Source organism: Vibrio sp. FF266 (assembly GCF_041439695.1).
GTDB lineage: Bacteria > Pseudomonadota > Gammaproteobacteria > Enterobacterales > Vibrionaceae > Vibrio > Vibrio tasmaniensis_A.
The window spans coordinates 26,309-42,592 of record NZ_JBGOOO010000037.1; the positions used below are offsets into that span (position 1 = coordinate 26,309).

17 protein-coding genes and 1 pseudogene are annotated in these 16,284 nt (G+C 42.1%); 15 read left to right on the forward strand and 3 right to left on the reverse strand.

Features of this window, described 5'->3' with window-relative positions:
• Window positions 1-10 precede the first annotated feature (10 nt).
• The 13 genes from ACED59_RS20075 (at window position 11) to ACED59_RS20135 (ending at window position 9,290) form a co-directional block, all read left to right on the forward strand.
• Window positions 11-439 (forward strand): YscB family type III secretion system chaperone, encoded by a 429-nt coding sequence (locus tag ACED59_RS20075; RefSeq protein ID WP_017096464.1) that lies wholly within the window; start codon window positions 11-13, stop codon window positions 437-439.
• Window positions 439-2,310, forward strand: coding sequence for a type III secretion system outer membrane ring subunit SctC (gene sctC / locus ACED59_RS20080; RefSeq protein ID WP_017096465.1), 1,872 nt, complete (start codon window positions 439-441; stop codon window positions 2,308-2,310). The genes ACED59_RS20075 and sctC overlap by 1 nt, the downstream gene beginning before the upstream one ends.
• 5 nt (window positions 2,311-2,315) lie before the next feature.
• Window positions 2,316-3,611 carry a type III secretion system inner membrane ring subunit SctD gene (sctD, locus tag ACED59_RS20085; protein ID WP_017096466.1) on the forward strand — a complete coding sequence of 432 codons (1,296 nt, stop codon included), beginning with the start codon at window positions 2,316-2,318 and terminating at the stop codon, window positions 3,609-3,611.
• Window positions 3,604-3,810 carry an EscE/YscE/SsaE family type III secretion system needle protein co-chaperone gene (locus ACED59_RS20090; RefSeq protein ID WP_017096467.1) on the forward strand — a complete coding sequence of 69 codons (207 nt, stop codon included), beginning with the start codon at window positions 3,604-3,606 and terminating at the stop codon, window positions 3,808-3,810. The genes sctD and ACED59_RS20090 overlap by 8 nt, the downstream gene beginning before the upstream one ends.
• A gap of 15 nt (window positions 3,811-3,825) precedes the next feature.
• The gene (sctF, locus tag ACED59_RS20095; protein WP_017096468.1) at window positions 3,826-4,074 is read left to right on the forward strand and encodes a type III secretion system needle filament subunit SctF; all 249 of its coding nucleotides are present in this window, start codon (window positions 3,826-3,828) and stop codon (window positions 4,072-4,074) included.
• 3 nt (window positions 4,075-4,077) lie between these two features.
• Entirely contained in the window at window positions 4,078-4,434 is a 357-nt protein-coding gene (locus ACED59_RS20100) for a YscG family type III secretion system chaperone (RefSeq protein WP_017096469.1), read from the forward strand.
• Window positions 4,434-5,066 (forward strand): YopR family T3SS polymerization control protein, encoded by a 633-nt coding sequence (locus tag ACED59_RS20105; RefSeq protein ID WP_017096470.1) that lies wholly within the window; start codon window positions 4,434-4,436, stop codon window positions 5,064-5,066. Before ACED59_RS20100 ends, ACED59_RS20105 begins: the two co-directional genes overlap by 1 nt.
• Before the next feature lie 8 nt (window positions 5,067-5,074).
• Entirely contained in the window at window positions 5,075-5,419 is a 345-nt protein-coding gene (sctI, locus tag ACED59_RS20110; protein ID WP_017096471.1) for a type III secretion system inner rod subunit SctI, read from the forward strand.
• A 2-nt stretch (window positions 5,420-5,421) separates the two neighbouring features.
• Window positions 5,422-6,165 (forward strand): type III secretion system inner membrane ring lipoprotein SctJ, encoded by a 744-nt coding sequence (sctJ, locus tag ACED59_RS20115; protein ID WP_029223148.1) that lies wholly within the window; start codon window positions 5,422-5,424, stop codon window positions 6,163-6,165.
• On the forward strand, window positions 6,149-6,823 hold the full coding sequence (vscK, locus tag ACED59_RS20120) for a SctK family type III secretion system sorting platform protein VscK (RefSeq protein WP_017096473.1): 675 nt from the start codon (window positions 6,149-6,151) through the stop codon (window positions 6,821-6,823). Before sctJ ends, vscK begins: the two co-directional genes overlap by 17 nt.
• Window positions 6,802-7,437, forward strand: a complete 636-nt coding sequence (locus tag ACED59_RS20125; RefSeq protein ID WP_017096474.1) for an HrpE/YscL family type III secretion apparatus protein — start codon at window positions 6,802-6,804, stop codon at window positions 7,435-7,437. Before vscK ends, ACED59_RS20125 begins: the two co-directional genes overlap by 22 nt.
• 422 nt (window positions 7,438-7,859) lie before the next feature.
• Entirely contained in the window at window positions 7,860-8,300 is a 441-nt protein-coding gene (locus ACED59_RS20130) for a type III secretion system chaperone (RefSeq protein WP_017096475.1), read from the forward strand.
• A gap of 12 nt (window positions 8,301-8,312) precedes the next feature.
• Window positions 8,313-9,290, forward strand: coding sequence for a hypothetical protein (locus tag ACED59_RS20135; protein ID WP_017096476.1), 978 nt, complete (start codon window positions 8,313-8,315; stop codon window positions 9,288-9,290).
• Window positions 9,291-9,387: 97 nt separating this feature from the next.
• Here ACED59_RS20135 and ACED59_RS20140 read toward each other — a convergent pair.
• From ACED59_RS20140 to ACED59_RS20150, 3 genes and pseudogenes are all read right to left on the reverse strand, one after another.
• Window positions 9,388-10,426, reverse strand: a pseudogene (locus ACED59_RS20140) (IS630 family transposase).
• A 638-nt stretch (window positions 10,427-11,064) separates the two neighbouring features.
• Window positions 11,065-12,534 carry a hypothetical protein gene (locus tag ACED59_RS20145; protein ID WP_017096479.1) on the reverse strand — a complete coding sequence of 490 codons (1,470 nt, stop codon included), beginning with the start codon at window positions 12,532-12,534 and terminating at the stop codon, window positions 11,065-11,067.
• A gap of 11 nt (window positions 12,535-12,545) precedes the next feature.
• On the reverse strand, window positions 12,546-13,004 hold the full coding sequence (locus ACED59_RS20150) for a CesT family type III secretion system chaperone (protein WP_017096480.1): 459 nt from the start codon (window positions 13,002-13,004) through the stop codon (window positions 12,546-12,548).
• A gap of 577 nt (window positions 13,005-13,581) precedes the next feature.
• Here ACED59_RS20150 and ACED59_RS20155 point away from each other — a divergent pair.
• A complete protein-coding gene (locus ACED59_RS20155) occupies window positions 13,582-15,612 on the forward strand; it encodes a hypothetical protein (RefSeq protein ID WP_017096481.1) in 2,031 nt (676 codons plus the stop codon).
• Window positions 15,613-15,673: 61 nt separating this feature from the next.
• On the forward strand, window positions 15,674-16,093 hold the full coding sequence (locus tag ACED59_RS20160; RefSeq protein ID WP_017096482.1) for a type III secretion system chaperone: 420 nt from the start codon (window positions 15,674-15,676) through the stop codon (window positions 16,091-16,093).
• Window positions 16,094-16,284 lie beyond the last annotated feature (191 nt).

The window sequence follows — 16,284 nt, forward strand, 5'->3', positions numbered from 1 at the left end:
AGGACTAAATATGTTAGATAAAATGATGAAATCCCTAGCGGAAACGTTAAGGGAGGGGGATTTTATTGCCTCAAGTAATGGTTCCTATGATATCGAAGTTGACCAGATGCAGCTTAATATTAGCCAGCACTCATCATGGATCTTGTGGGAAACCGTACTCCCATTTTATTTTGAATCGCACCTTGATTTTCAAAAAGAGCAGGCGCTAAAACATTGTATGCAGCTCTCCTTGAAAACGTTGCGAGATACACGCAGCACGTTGACGGTGAATGACAAAGAACAGTTGATTATGCAAGGGAAGATGATTATGGAAAGTGCAACGACAGAAGAGCTTTGCACGCAGCTTGCTCAGCACGTAAATTTAGTGGAGCAGTTCAATGATTTGCTCGAACATCAACGTGTTAATCATACTGTTAGTCACAGTGTTTGGATCCCATAATGCTTGCAGTTTTAAAGTCACAAATAAGCAGAATCGTGCTGTCAGTAGTGTACGTTTCAAGTTTGATAATAGCAGTTCCTTCACATACCTCTGAGCTTGATTGGGTCGATCAACCGTTTCGTTATTACGCGGACAATGATTCACTAAAAGAACTGCTGAATAACTTTGGCGCAAACTACCGTGTTTCAGTGTCGGTTAGCGACAAGGTAAATGACCGAGCCAGTGGTCGATTTTCACCAGAAGATCCAGCCGAGTTTCTCGATTATCTGGCACAGGTTTACAACTTGATGTGGTACTTCGACGGTGCAGTGCTGCATGTATACAAAGCGACAGAAACCCGTTCACAATTGTTGCAGCTCGAACTGTTAACAGCTCGCGAATTACGTAGCACCCTGATCTCGACAGGAATTTGGGATTCTCGTTACGGCTGGCGTGCAGCGGAAAATAAGGGGCTGGTTTACTTAGCTGGCCCACCGAGATACGTCGATTTAGTTGTGCAAACGGCAGAAGCACTGGAAAGCAGACTGGTACAGAAATCCAATTCAACAGATGAATTGTTTGTCGATATTATTCCCTTGAAGTATGCATCTGCGACAGATCGAGAGATCAGTTATCGTGACCAAGGTGTCACGGTTCCTGGGATTGCTTCGGTACTAAGCCGAGTGCTTTCAGGTGTTCAAACTCAGGTTAAAGTGGCGAAAAAGAACGAAGAAGTAATAACCAATACGCCTAAGAAAATTGCTAATGATGTCTCTTTACATAGCGGTGCATCGGTTGAAGCAGAACCAGGTTTAAATGCAATCATTGTGCGTGATACAAAAGCTCGATTACCGCTGTATCACAAGTTGGTGGCGCAGTTAGATCAACCGCAGTCAAGGATCGAAGTCGCACTTTCTATCGTTGATATTAGTGCTAATGACTTAAGTCAGTTGGGTGTTGACTGGCGAGCTGGTCTTGCAGTGGGTAACAACAGTATTTTGGACCTCAAAACAACTGGTGACGTAGGTAATGGTGATGTCAAGCTTGGTAGTGGGCAAAATTTTAAGTCTCTGCTTGATGCGACGAACCTAAATTATTTATTGGCTCAAATTCGTTTGCTTGAATCTAGAGGTAGTGCGCAAGTGGTTTCCAGACCAACCTTGTTAACACAAGAAAATGTGGAAGCGGTCCTTAATAACAGCAGTACATTTTATGTCAAGTTGATAGGCAAAGAAACCGCAGCACTAGAGAAAGTGACTTATGGAACGTTATTGAAAATTGTACCTCGCATCGTTGGCGACCGTTTGGTTGAAAGACCTGAAATCAATTTGAGTTTGCATCTAGAAGATGGTGCGGAAATCCCCGATGGTGACATTGATGGTGTTCCTTCAATTCGTAAAACAGAAATTAGTACTTTGGCAACGGTAAAGCAGGGGCAAAGCTTGCTGATTGGTGGAGTATACCGTGATGAAATTAGCAACAAGCTTCGAAAAGTTCCTTTGTTAGGAGATATTCCATACCTCGGCGCTTTGTTTAGAAGCACGGAAAGCTCCACGAGAAGAACAGTACGTATGTTCATTATAGAACCAAGAATTGTTGTCGATGGTATCGGAGACAACGTACTTATCGGAAATGAATATGACTTAAGGCCAAAGATTGGCACGTTGAATAGTATTTCCAATAACAGTGCAGGCCTTAAATCAGCACTTGCTTTGTACAGCTGTACAAAGGAAGTACAAGCAGTACGTTATCAGCAAGATTTGTTGTCACAAGGAAAGTCATCGTTGTTAGCAGAATGTGAGCTTCCTACGGGGCAGAAAGGGTGGAGAGTACAAATTAAAGAGTGTAATGGCTCAGAGAATCATTGCGTTCGACCATTAGAGGAGCAGTAACCTCAATGCAACAATGGAAAATTCGTATTCTTTCCGGTGTTCATTCCGGAGTGGAAGTCACTTTACCCAACGATTCATTGGTATTGGGTAGTGATGACTTTACCGCTGATTTAGTCTTAACCGACTCTGGCATTAAAGCAAGTCACCTCGTTTTAGTTTGCGATGGTGAAACGGTTTCACTACGTGAGTGTGAAGAAGTCTCAGTCAATAACGAAATTATCGCCGTTGATGCCGGTGGCGTTGATTTGTCGCGAAAAGCCTTGGTTTCTGTGGGTCGTTTAACATTTGCTGTTGGTTATTTGGAAGATGATTTAGTTATTGAGATGGCAAATGACGTAGCAAGCAAGCAAGCGAAACCAATTGGCCATAAACCATCATCGGGTTGGAAGAAAATGCTGCTCATCGGATTGATTTGTGGCCTGATCCCAAGCGTTATCTTTATAGGTATTTGGTACGACCAAGTGCATGCGAGCGACAAAGACGTAATCACAGAAGCGGAGCCGATAGTCTTGGTACGTAATATTCTTAGTGAACTCGAGTTGAACGATGTTCGCGTTGAATGGAATGCCAATGCTCTACAGGCTGTACTTGAAGGTTACGTAGAAGATAGAACGCAAAAGGTACAACTGCTTGGTCGAATTGATGCATTAGGTATCAACTACAAGAGTGACCTGAGAACGATGGAAGAGATACGTCGTGGTGTGCGTTTTATCTTACGAAACCTCGGTTATCACCAAGTAAAAGTAGAAAATGGTAACGAGACAGGTACGCTGCTGTTAACGGGTTACATTGATGATGCAAGTCGTTGGAACCAAGTTGAGCAGATCTTAGAACGAGATGTCCCAGGGCTTATCGCTTGGAAAGTAGAGCTACAAAGGGCGGGGGCATACATGGTTACTCTAAAAGAGTTGTTAGGAGAAGCGGAGCTCTTAAAGAAAGTTCAGCTTGTTACTAGCGGTGATCGTATTGAAGTTCGTGGCGAGCTTGATGATGTTGAAACAACTCGATTTTATGGTGTAACGAGAGATTTTCGAGAGCAGTATGGCGAGAAACCATATCTTGTCTTGAAATCTATTCCTAAAGTGAGCAAAGGAACAAACATCGATTTTCCGTTTCGTAGCGTGAATTTTGGCCTATTTCCTTATGTCATCCTCACTGACAATGTTCGTTACATGGTAGGAGCTCGCACTCCTCAAGGGTACCGTATTTCAAGCGTTACTCCGGCAGGAATTGAACTCGTAAAACGCGGGCGGGTAATCACTATTGATCTAGAGTATGAAGGTGAAAATAACAATGACTAATCTTGAGCAGTTATTACAAGGCGATTCAGGGCAGCAAGAAAAAGAGGTGATCATTTTTAAGTTCAAGCAAGCGCAATCAGCGATAAAGCGTCAGCTCCATCTTGGCTGTTCACCAAAAGAATACCAGTTGCTACACAAACAGCACGAGGCTTATCAAGCAGCATTAGCGGTAATTGAAACATTTCTAGACAACAAATAAAAGAAGGCGATATATATGTCATTTTATGATTCGAGTAAAGGCGTTAACCTCGACGCAGTTAAAGCTAAATTGTTACAGCAATCAAAAACAGCGAATGAAGCGGTAAACACCGCGATCAAAAACTTAGAAACGAACGCAGACGATCCTTCAAAGCTTGCAGAGCTACAGCATACAATCAACAAATGGTCTGTGGTATATAACATCAATGCGACCACAACACGTGCAATCAAAGACGTGATGCAATCAATTCTGCAGAAGGTATAACCTATGGATAAAGGCATGTGTTTACTTCTGGCTGAGACAGCGTTGATGGCAACCGGTCTGCATCGTCATGAAGAGGCAAATACCATTGCGGAATGCCTTGAGTTGCAAGGTGATGCAGAAGAAGTCGTTGCTATGATTCGTTCAATGAGTTTGATGAATCGTGGCTTGTACGAGGACGCTCATCGTTTACTTGAACCGCTTTGCGTGACACGCCCAGACTTAATCGGTCTGGCTGCGCTAGCGGCAGGAAAAGCTGGGCTCTTAAGCAAAGCCGAATCGTGGTTAGATATGGCATTAAAAGGCAATGAAGAAAACCAAGCCTTTGCCATGAGTTTTTCTAAAGACATCAGGAACCTTTAATGAAGGTTGAAAGCCACGGAATCAACAACATGCTCAGTCAGGTGCCGAAAGCACCCCGGAATGATACACCTGATGCGAACAAGATGAACCGTTTGATGAGTGAGAACCCACCAGATAAGAACATACCGACTACGAAAAAAAATACGGATAGTGTCACGCGGTCTAAAGGTAGAACAGCAGCTATTAAAGAGTGGTACGAAGCACTAAAACGTTCTGGAGACTTCAGCGCAGCAGCGCTTAGCAGAACGCTTAAAGACGCGTTTATTTCGCCTAGTGAGAAAAAAAAAGCCTTATGGTATGCCTTTAGTCAGGAACAAAGCGCAAAAGGCACTGATAAAGCATCACCAGAATTGTTGGCATTATTTAAGCATGAGCTGTTGGGCAGTTTTTCAGGGCGCTTGCTAGCGACTCCCCCTAAAGACCGCCGAGAGTTGAAAGCGTTGCTTTCTGAACATTTCCCACTTGGTGCGCAAAAAGAACAAGCGCTTTGGCACTGTTGGGGTGAGTTGAAAGACATCCCTGCCCAAGCTCCAGTATTGGAGGTGGTCCGAAAAGAACTGAGCTTTGTTATACAAAAGAATGCCATGGTCAAGAACATGTTGAGTTACAGCCACAAACTAGACCTCTCATAGGAACGGATATGATTAATACGCAGTACACAGAAGTGATGCAAACCAACCTCGAGCAAGTGCAAGACGCACAAGCTGAAGCGGGACTTAGTGAGCGTTTCGAGCAAGCGATGCTATCGCCTGAGGGAAACCACGGTTTAGAAGGTGGCTTGTTAGAAAACATTAGCGAACTGAAAAACACCATCGACAATGCAAAAACTAACTTAACCGATAGCATGGCAATGGTTGGTGACGACCCTGCTCAGCTCTTGCAGATGCAATGGGCGTTGAGTCGAATTACCTTTCAAGAGGAGCTGATTGCCAAGACGGTAGGTAAAACGACACAGAATGTAGAAACATTGTTGAAGGCCCAATAGTCATGATGAAGACAATACGTGCCGTGTGCATGTTACTCGTGTTATTTTTAGCTGGCTGTCAGACGGAGCTATACACTGGAGTAAGCCAGAAAGAAGGCAATGAAATGCTGTCTATTCTGCTTTCTGAGGGGGTCGTGGCAACCAAAGAACCGGATAAAGACAACACCATAAAATTGATGGTAGATAACGCTCAAGTCGCATTTTCGGTTGATGCTCTGAAACGTAAAGGCTACCCGAAAGAGCAGTTCTCAACACTCAAAGAAGTGTTTCCGAAAGATGACCTGATTTCGTCTCCGATTGCAGAAAGGGCGAGGCTTATATACGCGAAATCGCAAGAACTATCATCAACGCTGTCACAAATTGATGGAGTGTTAGTGGCACGCGTTCACATTGTACTTGAAGATAAAAACCTTCGTCCAGGTGAACGTCCAACTCCTGCTTCTGCATCAGTGTTTATTAAACACGCAGCGGATGTGGCACTCGACTCTTATGTACCTCAAATTAAGCAGTTAGTGAACAATAGTATTGAAGGGCTTAACTACGAACGTATTAGCGTTGTCATAGTACCATCTTCGGAAGTTCGTGTGACGGCTCAAAGCAAGCAATTTGAAAGCATTTTGTCTATTCAAGTGACCAAGGACACGGCAAGCAACTTGATTGCTATCCTCGTTTTCTTGTTACTACTTATCATCGGTTCTAACGCAGCGACGTTTGCATGGTGTCGTAGGAATGCGCAACGTGGTTAATTCTGATACGCCAGTTTCTCAGATTTATCATCAGTTTAATTATTGTCCTTGCAGTTATATTGATGAGAGTTGGATAAGCAAGAAACAGCCTTGGTTATTACGAGTCCAAGACTGGAGACACCAGGCTGCGATCAATCAATGGTGTATTGAAGAATGGCAGCTATCAACGATTACTGATCATGTTTTTAATCATCCATTTAATAGTTTGGTGTTACTTCCAGTTGAAACGACTAACAAATTACTGTTGCTGATTGGTGGGGCAATGTATTGTGAATCGATGCGCCAAGTTGTCTTGAAACAACCAAAGCAGTGCCTCAATCATATTTTTGGTGTCGATGAAACGCGTTTTTTAATTCAACACGGGCCAATGATGATCTCAAATTGGCCAAACGGTTGGCAAAAAACATTGCCGGCGAGTTTAGATGAAGCCAGCTTTGAAAAGGCAGCCCGTGAACTTGGGTATCTATGGGTCACATTTTTACTGGAGAAATCACCATCAGAGCTTGTACAAAGGTGGCAGTTCAAGCTCGATTGTTCATTAACCCAAACAAAACTCAGTGCTGATTGGTTCGATGAAACGCATCGAGATCTTGCTTATCGACTTATAAAGAAAATCGCAAAACAGGTAATCCCTCAATGGTTTCATTTGTTGAAATAAAAACTGACAACTTGCAGTTGGCTACAGGTCTAAAGATTCTCAAAGCAAAGGATTATGTGAGTTATTTAGATTCGCAACACTTGGTTGAAGCTGCACACTCTAAAGCCGAGAGCATTATTACAAAAGCTGACGATGCTTATGAGTTAGAAAGACAGCGTGGTTACCAGGATGGTATCGATCAAGCGAAGATAGAGAGCGCAGAAACTATGATGTCAACGCTTGCACGATGTAATGAGTACTACTTGCAAGTCGAACAGAAAATCACTGGCGTAGTGCTTGATGCCGTAAGCAAAATTATCAGTAGTTTCGACGATGTGGAAACAACGGCAATAGTGGTGAGGGAAGCGCTTCAGCTGGTCAGTAATCAGAAACAAGTGATTCTGCACGTGCACCCCGAGCAAGTGACAGAGGTGCGAGATAAGGTTTCCTTAATACTCAGTGACTTCCCGGAGGTCGGCTATGTTGACGTTATTGCAGATGCGAGACTCAAAAATGGTGGGTGCATACTGGAAACTGAAGTCGGTATTATCGATGCCAGTATCGACGGGCAACTGCAAGCTCTTAAGCAGGTGATCACTAAGCAATTCAGTGAGCGCCAACAGATACAGTCTTGACGTGCTTATCTTTAACTCTCGAAAGCTCAGAAAAACGCTGGGCTTTTTGAGCTTTACTTTCTATTCACTGTACCTTTCTACCATTTCTCTAGTTTTATCTTAGCTTCCCATCCGATCTTTATAAACGGCTTAAAATGAAAAAAAGCCGACCATATCTGGCATATTCTGTGACTGTTATTGAGCACAATACTTACATCAACGGGAACTCTGATTATCTTAAAGGCTCTATTAACTATCGCCTCATAAGAGAGTAACGTTCGTTCAGAATACTGAATTTGTTTTTCTAAAAACGGTTAATCTAACAAAATTAACCAGCAACAATGGAAAATAAAATAATGTGATAGGTGTATTTAAATTCGAAATTTTATATCTTTTATTTTAAATAGATACATCAATATTAAATATCAGGATGGTAGGTGAGTATGGATAAGGTAAATACCTTACTAATTGAGCTTGGTAACACACTCGATATTGAACGGGTGACTGCATATGATTATCAAATGTGGACAGTATATATGTCTGCAGGCAAAGAGATTGAAGTTCAAGGCTTGGATGAGAGAGAAGAACTGTTACTTTCAATCAAGGTTTGCCAAGATGAAGAGTCATTTGAAATTAAAAAACTGAAAACACTTTTGGAATATAACTTCTTATACCGGGAGTCAGGTGGGGTACAGTTCTGTATAGACCCTAAAAACAATGAAGTACACATGCAGATAAGTATACCACTTACCTCAGAAGTGAGTCGTGTTTCTATCCTGATTACTCAGCTTATGGAGCTTTGTGAACTGTGGAAGCAATATCTAACGGCTCAGTTTCAATCGATTGAGCAACATAAAAAGCTGCATACTTTCATCTCTGTTTAAAAGGTTAGGGTTATGGTAAATATCAATACATCACATATGCATTCGCTGAGCGAACTCACTGCACAGTTATCTACACAAAACCAATCGGACGACAAAGAAGTTCGGGCTCACGGAGGCAAGGACATCTTTGTTAAAGAAGGTGCGCCGAAAAACACAAGCGTAAGCTCTCGTATCAATCACCAAAACAAAGCGAAATCGATCGTCGTTGATCTATTGGTTAAGCAAGGTCTGCCAAAAGGTGTCGCCAAAGCTATGATGCAAAACGTACTGAATGGTGAAAATAAGTTGACTCTTGGAAACCTTAAAGACCTAGAGCGATTATCGACAGGGCCTAGAGAGAATTGGCCAAGTGTTTCAAGCACTTCAAAACCATCCAGCGCAGGTAAAACCGCTCCAGCAGATGCCTTGATTAGAAAGCACCAAGCTACACTGCAAAAGTTGGGTGATTTCGCTTGTACTGACCTTAATACCTTCGGTGATAAGAGATCTGAGTTCTATCAAGCGAAAGCGAAGCCAAGACTAGAAGGCTTCTACGCAAATCCAGCAAGAGTTCAACAAGATAAAAAAGCGACCATGTCAGCAAACATGGTTCAAGTGGCGGCTCAAAGAGGCAATAGCCCTCAGATGGGGACACTTCAAAACATTGCGAAATCCGTTCAGGACGCAAAAGCCGGTTGCTGTACTACGTTTGCCTTTGCCGCGGCCGCTGAAATGATTCAAGGGATGCAGGGTGATGCGAATCAAAACACTAAGGTCGAAGTAGTGGCATTCAAGAAAGGACACTCAGGCACGCACTTGTATGTTTTGGTTGGTAGACAGGACGGTAGTGATATCAAAGACCCAAGCTCATGGAATAAAGATGTGAAAATTGTAGACCCTTGGGCAGCTTCAGCATTTGGTGCGAGAATGTTTGGTGATATTGCTCATCCACCGGTTTCCAACATGTTCCCACCATCTGAAGTGATTTTTTCTAGCCACAAACTGGACTAAAGATTCCATAATCGGTTGCTAATATTTACTACCAAAAAGGAGCAGTATTACTTTGCTCCTTTTATTTTTTTAATGTAAGTGATATTAATCTGGAAAATTAACTGCTCAAGTCTATCCATTCTCTAGCGCACATTTTCGATACCCTTTTCGGCACTTCAAGAAACCTATTCCACGCAACGCATACCTTGGAAACAATGTCCTCATAGTCTTCGAAGCTTTGGTTCGCTAAGTAGTGTTGTCGTAACCAACTCCATACTTGTTCTATCGGGTTAAGCTCTGTCGAATATGGGGAAAGTTTGATGATACTGACATTATCAAATTTGTGGGCGATATCATCGGTATGCCAACCTGCGCCATCCATTATTACTACAGCATGCCTTCCTTCCTTTGTCTGTGATATCGGATATTTGCTTTAAGTGTTAGATCATAATGTCTTTATTGACCCAAGGCACAACCATAGCTTCTCCAATCCCTCAGCTAGGACAAACAGAACCGAACAGGTAAGCGTACTCAAATTGCTGCTGTTTTGGCGCCCTTGGGCGCGTTCCTGTTTCAGCCCACAAGCGTGTCGTTGTGTTTTGTTGTCCGAATCTAGCTTCGTCTTGAAACCAGACATCAACACTCTCCAGCCCAATATGACCGAGGATCTTAAGGATCGTTTCTATTTTGAATTTTTTAAAATCGTCTTGGATTTGCTGTGATTGTTTGGGGTGTTTGGATCGAGAAGTTATCCAAGAAAAGCCCATGTGGTCGAGAAGATAATAGATAGAATTAGGGTGGTAGTATTTATCAAAGTTTTCCACGATGTAATCATGTATATCGCTCCCGACAAGGCGCCCGCCAGAAGGGGACTCTGCTTCTTTCTTAATGAACGCGCTGAGTTGTTTTCGTTGCTCTACATTGAGATATGCAGGCCTGCCTGTGCGAGGTTTCTCTTGAAGTCCTTCCAATCCTTCTTCAAGAAATGTCTGGACCCATTTGTTTACACTAGTTCGACTGACTTTGAGGTATTTAGCAATTTGAGTGTGCTAGTGACCTTCTTTGAAGTGGGCAAGTGCTAGTAAACAAACCTTCATTTGAATGGTTTTTTGTTGGCTTGCTAGTTTTTTAAAATCTGTCTTATTAAGGCTATCCATAGCTATTTTCTGCAAGAGTTCGACGACCTCAATTAGATCATATTTTTACTTTAATGGGTGTTACTGATTGCCTGTTTGAAGTCCTTTTTGGCTCGTTATGTGCGGTGCGGGCGCAAAAGGCTGGTTTGATATTCGTGAATACATTATCGGACACCATTCATATGATCAGTGCTTATGCTTCATCAAATAAGCTCGTGTTGGGGCAGATAAAAACTGAGTACAAGCTAAGTGGCATTTGATTGCGAAGCCAATAGCGATTAACTATCGCGGGGCCCTTTCAATACCTCGTCTAGGCTCGGAATCATCGCTGATATCAAATTAACGGATAATAATAGGCTATTCGAATATCAAAGGTTGGCACACAATGAGGGACTATCCGTCAACGGCCAACCTTATATATGATTCTATTGAAACTGTTCTTCAGTTCAGCTTGAGTTGCTTATCCTCTTTCAAATCTATTGCCCGAGATACTTGGCTTGGCGAGAATGTCGGGTTTTGAAAGCGAGGCAACAATTTGTAGAGCCAATGCTTCTAAATCAAAAACTGTTAAACAAGGTATACAAACCAAGGGAACTCGTCCTTTGGGAGCGTGTAACGGAAAAATTTCATCGTCAATAACTTGGGTATGATATTGACGATTAAATCCAGCCTTCTGCTAAGTACATCAACCTTAGCTGACTTGGTGAACCAAGCTTTTCTAGCGCCGAGAGTTGGCCTTGATCGAGGTTCGGGCTTTTATCCAAGTATACTCGTCCGTTCGGTGTATCTAGAGGGAGCTTGTAAGTCAACGTCTTATTGATATCCTGTGCCTTTCCTTGGTCGATAGATCTTACTGCTGGCATTAGCCAGTCCCAATCTTCTTTGAGCAACTTCTTAAGTGCACTGTTGGCCTCTGACTCAGTTTGGCTCGGTGTATCTTCGATACTCAATTTATTCGTTGATCCAACATCTGGCACCAAGTTCTCACTTGCATCAGAGCCCAACATTTTCTTAAGCGTTAAGCGCGCCAATTCCATATCCTGAGCTTCTTTCGGTGCTTGAGGTGATGTCATAGATTTGTCTTCTTTTGGGCCTAGGTACGCAATCAAAGCACGTCCTGATGCAGCATCTTGCATACTAAAGGAGAACTTCCCTTTGCTGTTAGACACTTCAATTCGAGGTAACACACCAGACATAGGTTCTTGGTGAATTTGCTCTTGAACTTCGTTGTTCAGACAGTAGGAACTCGCTTGACCGGCTACAAACCCAGAACCAGTGATTAAGCCAGATGCTGCTACACTGCCTAGCGCTTCTTTTGCAACAACAAGGACACCAGTTGTGCCCACAGAGGTGACACCAAATGCACCAAGGCTTCCCGTCGCCATACCTAAGGTCGCTCCAACCGCACCTTCAGCAGATTGAGTGGCGTGCTCGTGCGCTAATGCTTGTTGTATCGGCAATGCCAACCTTTGGTCATGACCGGGCAATTGCGCAATCTGTTCTAGTTGGTGATAGTGCGCCTCAGCATCACCATTGACTGCCGACTTATGTAATTCACGCCCCGTGGCGATCAACAAACCAACACCTGGTAACGCCAAGTTAATTACTGCGTTGATACCAGTCCCTTTGATTGTTTCTTTTGCCATCTCAAGCAGTTCAGCACCTAAGCCGTCCATTTTGCCTGGGTATTGGTTTTCGATGCTGACTTGTAAGCGTGGGTCTTTGCTGATCGAATCGAACGTGCTTTTTAGATTTTTATAAGCTTTATCGTCAATCTTCACTTCATCTAATAGGCTTACGACTTCGAGGACCTTACGCGCAGTTAAAGGCTCGCCACGATACCCTGCTGTGCTCACAAGAGAGAATGCCAATAATGCCGTTTCTGGTTTTTCTTCTTTTAGCAGCGCCTGTTTTAAATCAAGGTGGGTCTTAATATTTTCTTGGTGGTACTTTTGATATGTAGATCGCAATATGGTGTCACTCACTGCCGTGAACTTTTGCCCTTTATGAAAGGTCGACGGCTCTTTGGCTTTACCGTGCTTACTGATCACCCGCTTATCTTTTTGTGCCGCGACAGTACGAAATTGATCCAAGCTCGGAATCTGGCTTTGGCTAGTTGAAATTACCATGGGTGAACTCCTTAAACTCTAAGTGTCTCAATGTGGGATTGTTCTGGATTGATAAATTGGGTTGGGTCTTGGTCTAACATTGCAAATCGAGCCTGCCAGAGTAGGGTTTGCTCATTTAGAAGGTGAAACCAAGTTGATAGGCTCGCTGCGTTTAAGTACTCAATCGGCTTTCTGCCCGCAAGAACTAATTGCCTACCATTTGGTGCAAGTGAAAGGGTCAAGCTCCCATCCGCGATACCGAAATAGTTAGCATGCGCAATGAGTTCAAGACCTTTCAGTCTCAGTTCACCGCTTTTTTCGAGACCGCCAAAAACCACCGATAAAACAAAATCGTTTTGATCTGCCTCACTAAAGTAAATAACGTAACGATCATCAACTAATAATTGGCAACGATTTTCTTCAGCAAAATAAAGTGGAGGTAGTTCATTTATTTCACAAAACTCTTTTATTAGAACTTGTAATGTGTTCATCGTTTATTCCTTCTGTTTTATCTTGCTAGTAAACAACAAATAGTATAATTACGATGTCGAAAGTGGCTTTTATTTTGTTGATTTTCTAAACTGTCGTGATGTGTAGCACAAAGAACAAATGAATTTAATCGTCTTTGTTACGCAATTAAGCTCTCTAGTGTGAGGTTCCCCTGAACAGTTCTTGATGCTCAAGAAGAGTTATGCTGTAAAGCTCTTTGCGAAGTGTTTGGATTCACCGCAGTGGGTAAACAAGGATCGGACTCTGTCGTCAGAGTCTGTGTTTACCCCCTGAAGTCTTCGAGAGCAGAGCTTAGTAACGGTTCTATTGGATTTAGTGAGTTGCCAGCTTGCAAGCATACTTACAGCAGGAGGGGGGGAGTATAGCAAACTGGCTAAATCACTGGTTCTTATAAATTATCGTTTTTACTTCATCTAGCTGTTCTTAGTCAAGGTAAGGAGGTAGCTCGCCCCCTTTCATTTCGATATATAAAAAAAATAGGCCAATACTGAGAGCCCCCCTTGGCACTCTTAACCTATACTACCCTCTCGGTGTTTATATAGGTTCTAAGAGGTCACAATGCCTACTATCTCAGCGATTCATCAACCGATGAACTCAACAGCAATAAAGAAAAGCAACCACGCAGAATCAACTCAAAGTATCGTAAAAAGTGTACATGCCTCATCAGCAAAACAAACCTCTATAGGTTCAAGCGTCGCAAGCCCAACGACTGGCAAGTCTCATTTCAATCACGCCTATACATCACCAAAAGGGACACAAGAATTCTACTCGCAAAACAAAATGTCTTTTTCACAAAAACTAGAAAACTTTTTATCCGAGTATTTGATAAGTAAACCTGGCAGTGAAAAGAAAAGAGTAAAAGAACTGTCAAACATTGCGAATGTAACGGTAAGCAAAGATTTCAACGTCACCTGCCCACTTCCAAGTAAAGTCGGGGGCTTTAAACAGTTACTTTCAGATATAACAAAAGGACACTCTCCAACTAAAGGTGAGTTCTACCCTAAATTTAAAGCTCTAGTCCAACAATCTTTCAGCGAGATTATTTCTCTAGCACCGAAGAAAGGCCATAAAGATACTATCGAACTCAAGTCGCCATCGGTCGTATCACCTTTAGTTGATAGGCCTGTGTCAGATACTAATGTGACATCAAAAACCGCGCCTACTTCACTAGGAGTAACATCAGAACCAAGCCTAGAGACATCTAAGGGCAGCATAAGCTCATCAGAAAAAACAACCATAGAAAAGAGCAAGCAAGCTGACAATCAAAAAAACGCGACTAAAGAGCAAGTAACAGACGTTAAGTTACAAAACTATTATGAGCATGAGAGCACTTCTATCAAGAAAGAATTTGAATCACTATTTAACGCATATGCTAGCTCAAGCACTAAACATGCTGAATACGCACAGAGCTATTCTTATGATTGGTCAATGACATACTCTAATGGGTGTTACCAACTTGAATCATTACCTAAAATGGCTGAAGAATTTGCAAGTAAGTTTTGTAAGCTAACTGAAGAGCACTCCCCTAATGGTTCCTTAGGGAAGTTAGTAAAAAAAGCGTTAACAAATAAGACAACATTAGGGCAGATGTTGAGAGTTAACAAGGCCTCTACGCTAGGTCCTATGTCTCAACTGTTGCCTACAACACTGAAGGTGGTATTAAAAAGCAACTTATCTACCGAAACCGCTGCAACCTTCCAAAAAGTAGTAAAACAGGAAGTGAGCGAACAAGAACAACTTAATGCACTAAAACAGAAACAATTACCGTCACAGCTACAAAAGCTTGAACTTCAAACTAACCTCTACCAGTCTAATGTAAAAGAGTTTCCAGAAGCAGATTTAAAATGTCGTAACTTCCAAAAAGCTTTAGTAAAAGCAGTGAACAGAACTAATTCTGTTGATAAAAATAACGAACTACAAAGAAAAACAGAATTTAGAGGGCAAGGAACAGTGTTTAAAGAACTAAGCCCTAGCATAGATTTACCTGTAAATGATCAAAGTAAACACACGCTATTCGATACGAACAAAACCTACGGTATTGGGGACTTTGATAACATTGTAAGCAGTAATTTTGTAATCAAAGAAAAGACAGACTCATTCGAGAATCACCTATCAAGGTTAAATCAGAACATTGGCTTCCATATCGAAAAACTTCCAAATGAAGCCGAAGTCGCCAATGTAAACACACTCGGCATTAACCCATTAAATATTGATGTAGATAGAATGATGGCAAAATTGACGAATCTAAAACCTCTATTGTTAGAGCCAAAACCAAGTTGGAGAAGCCGACTAATTCAGCTGTTTCACCCTAAAGGTGCCGAAAACGAAGCTGAACGTCTGTCTTATCAATATATGGATATTTCACACTTACAGGCACTGAAAGACGATATATCAACCAGTTCGGAGGCAATGAAATTAACCGACCTATCGAATAAACCTTGGATGCAATATTTAGTGGCAAAGCAAGTTGAATCACTAAAATCAGATTGCCAAAGTTATAAATTGGGGCCATTTACCATCGCCTCTCCAGCGAAAAAGCAACTAGATGCACTGCTAAGTTCGAACGAATGGCTACAGAGCAAAGCTTAAAAACAAAACTTGATGATCGCACGTGATCCCTTGTTTTCGCAAAGTAAATTATTGAGGTGTAATGTTGAAATTTGAAGCCGTATTATCAGAACTTGCTGAACTATGGGGAATTGAGATCCCCGTTGAATCCGATGCGATTGAAATAATCGATAATCAGGAAAGCCTTTGGGTTCTAGAATCGCCAAAGCAATCAGATTTATTTACCTTGTATACCCCTCTACATGTCATTGTAGACCAATATAAGATGAGTGATTGGTTAAGTTTAAATATGCAGCGGGACTTACTTGGAAGCTGCTGGATTGGACTAAACAACGAAGAACTATGTCTAGGCGTGTCCTTACCAAAGGATAAATTTGACCATAACGAGCTGAATAATATTTTTGAAAATATGCATTTAATTAAAGATAAGGTTCATGCTTTACATGATTGCAATGAAAATGTTCATATTGATCTGGCTTTAATTAATGTGAAATTTATGTAGCTAACGGGTAGATAAAGTTACAACTCATTTTATCTGAATCGCGAGGTGACAAGTTTGCGTGTCATCAGCACGGCTTTGTTGCGTAATTCAGTTAGAGACAGAGCAGCCCCATTTCGTGCGTTTCTTAGTCAATACAGCAAGTTTCAGGCATACCTAACCCAGTGAGCTTGTTCAACGCTTTTATGATCGCG

Coding starts and splice junctions, on each gene's coding strand:
- sctC (WP_017096465.1), top strand. CDS start 439: ATGCTTGCAGTTTTAAAGTCACAAATAAGCAGAATCGTGCTGTCAGTA.
- ACED59_RS20160 (WP_017096482.1), top strand. CDS start 15,674: ATGTTGAAATTTGAAGCCGTATTATCAGAACTTGCTGAACTATGGGGA.
- ACED59_RS20135 (WP_017096476.1), top strand. CDS start 8,313: ATGGTAAATATCAATACATCACATATGCATTCGCTGAGCGAACTCACT.
- vscK (WP_017096473.1), top strand. CDS start 6,149: ATGCGCAACGTGGTTAATTCTGATACGCCAGTTTCTCAGATTTATCAT.
- ACED59_RS20145 (WP_017096479.1), bottom strand. CDS start 12,534: ATGGTAATTTCAACTAGCCAAAGCCAGATTCCGAGCTTGGATCAATTT.
- ACED59_RS20150 (WP_017096480.1), bottom strand. CDS start 13,004: ATGAACACATTACAAGTTCTAATAAAAGAGTTTTGTGAAATAAATGAA.
- ACED59_RS20155 (WP_017096481.1), top strand. CDS start 13,582: ATGCCTACTATCTCAGCGATTCATCAACCGATGAACTCAACAGCAATA.
- sctI (WP_017096471.1), top strand. CDS start 5,075: ATGATTAATACGCAGTACACAGAAGTGATGCAAACCAACCTCGAGCAA.
- ACED59_RS20075 (WP_017096464.1), top strand. CDS start 11: ATGTTAGATAAAATGATGAAATCCCTAGCGGAAACGTTAAGGGAGGGG.
- ACED59_RS20130 (WP_017096475.1), top strand. CDS start 7,860: ATGGATAAGGTAAATACCTTACTAATTGAGCTTGGTAACACACTCGAT.
- ACED59_RS20100 (WP_017096469.1), top strand. CDS start 4,078: ATGGATAAAGGCATGTGTTTACTTCTGGCTGAGACAGCGTTGATGGCA.
- sctD (WP_017096466.1), top strand. CDS start 2,316: ATGCAACAATGGAAAATTCGTATTCTTTCCGGTGTTCATTCCGGAGTG.
- ACED59_RS20125 (WP_017096474.1), top strand. CDS start 6,802: ATGGTTTCATTTGTTGAAATAAAAACTGACAACTTGCAGTTGGCTACA.
- ACED59_RS20090 (WP_017096467.1), top strand. CDS start 3,604: ATGACTAATCTTGAGCAGTTATTACAAGGCGATTCAGGGCAGCAAGAA.
- sctF (WP_017096468.1), top strand. CDS start 3,826: ATGTCATTTTATGATTCGAGTAAAGGCGTTAACCTCGACGCAGTTAAA.
- sctJ (WP_029223148.1), top strand. CDS start 5,422: ATGATGAAGACAATACGTGCCGTGTGCATGTTACTCGTGTTATTTTTA.
- ACED59_RS20105 (WP_017096470.1), top strand. CDS start 4,434: ATGAAGGTTGAAAGCCACGGAATCAACAACATGCTCAGTCAGGTGCCG.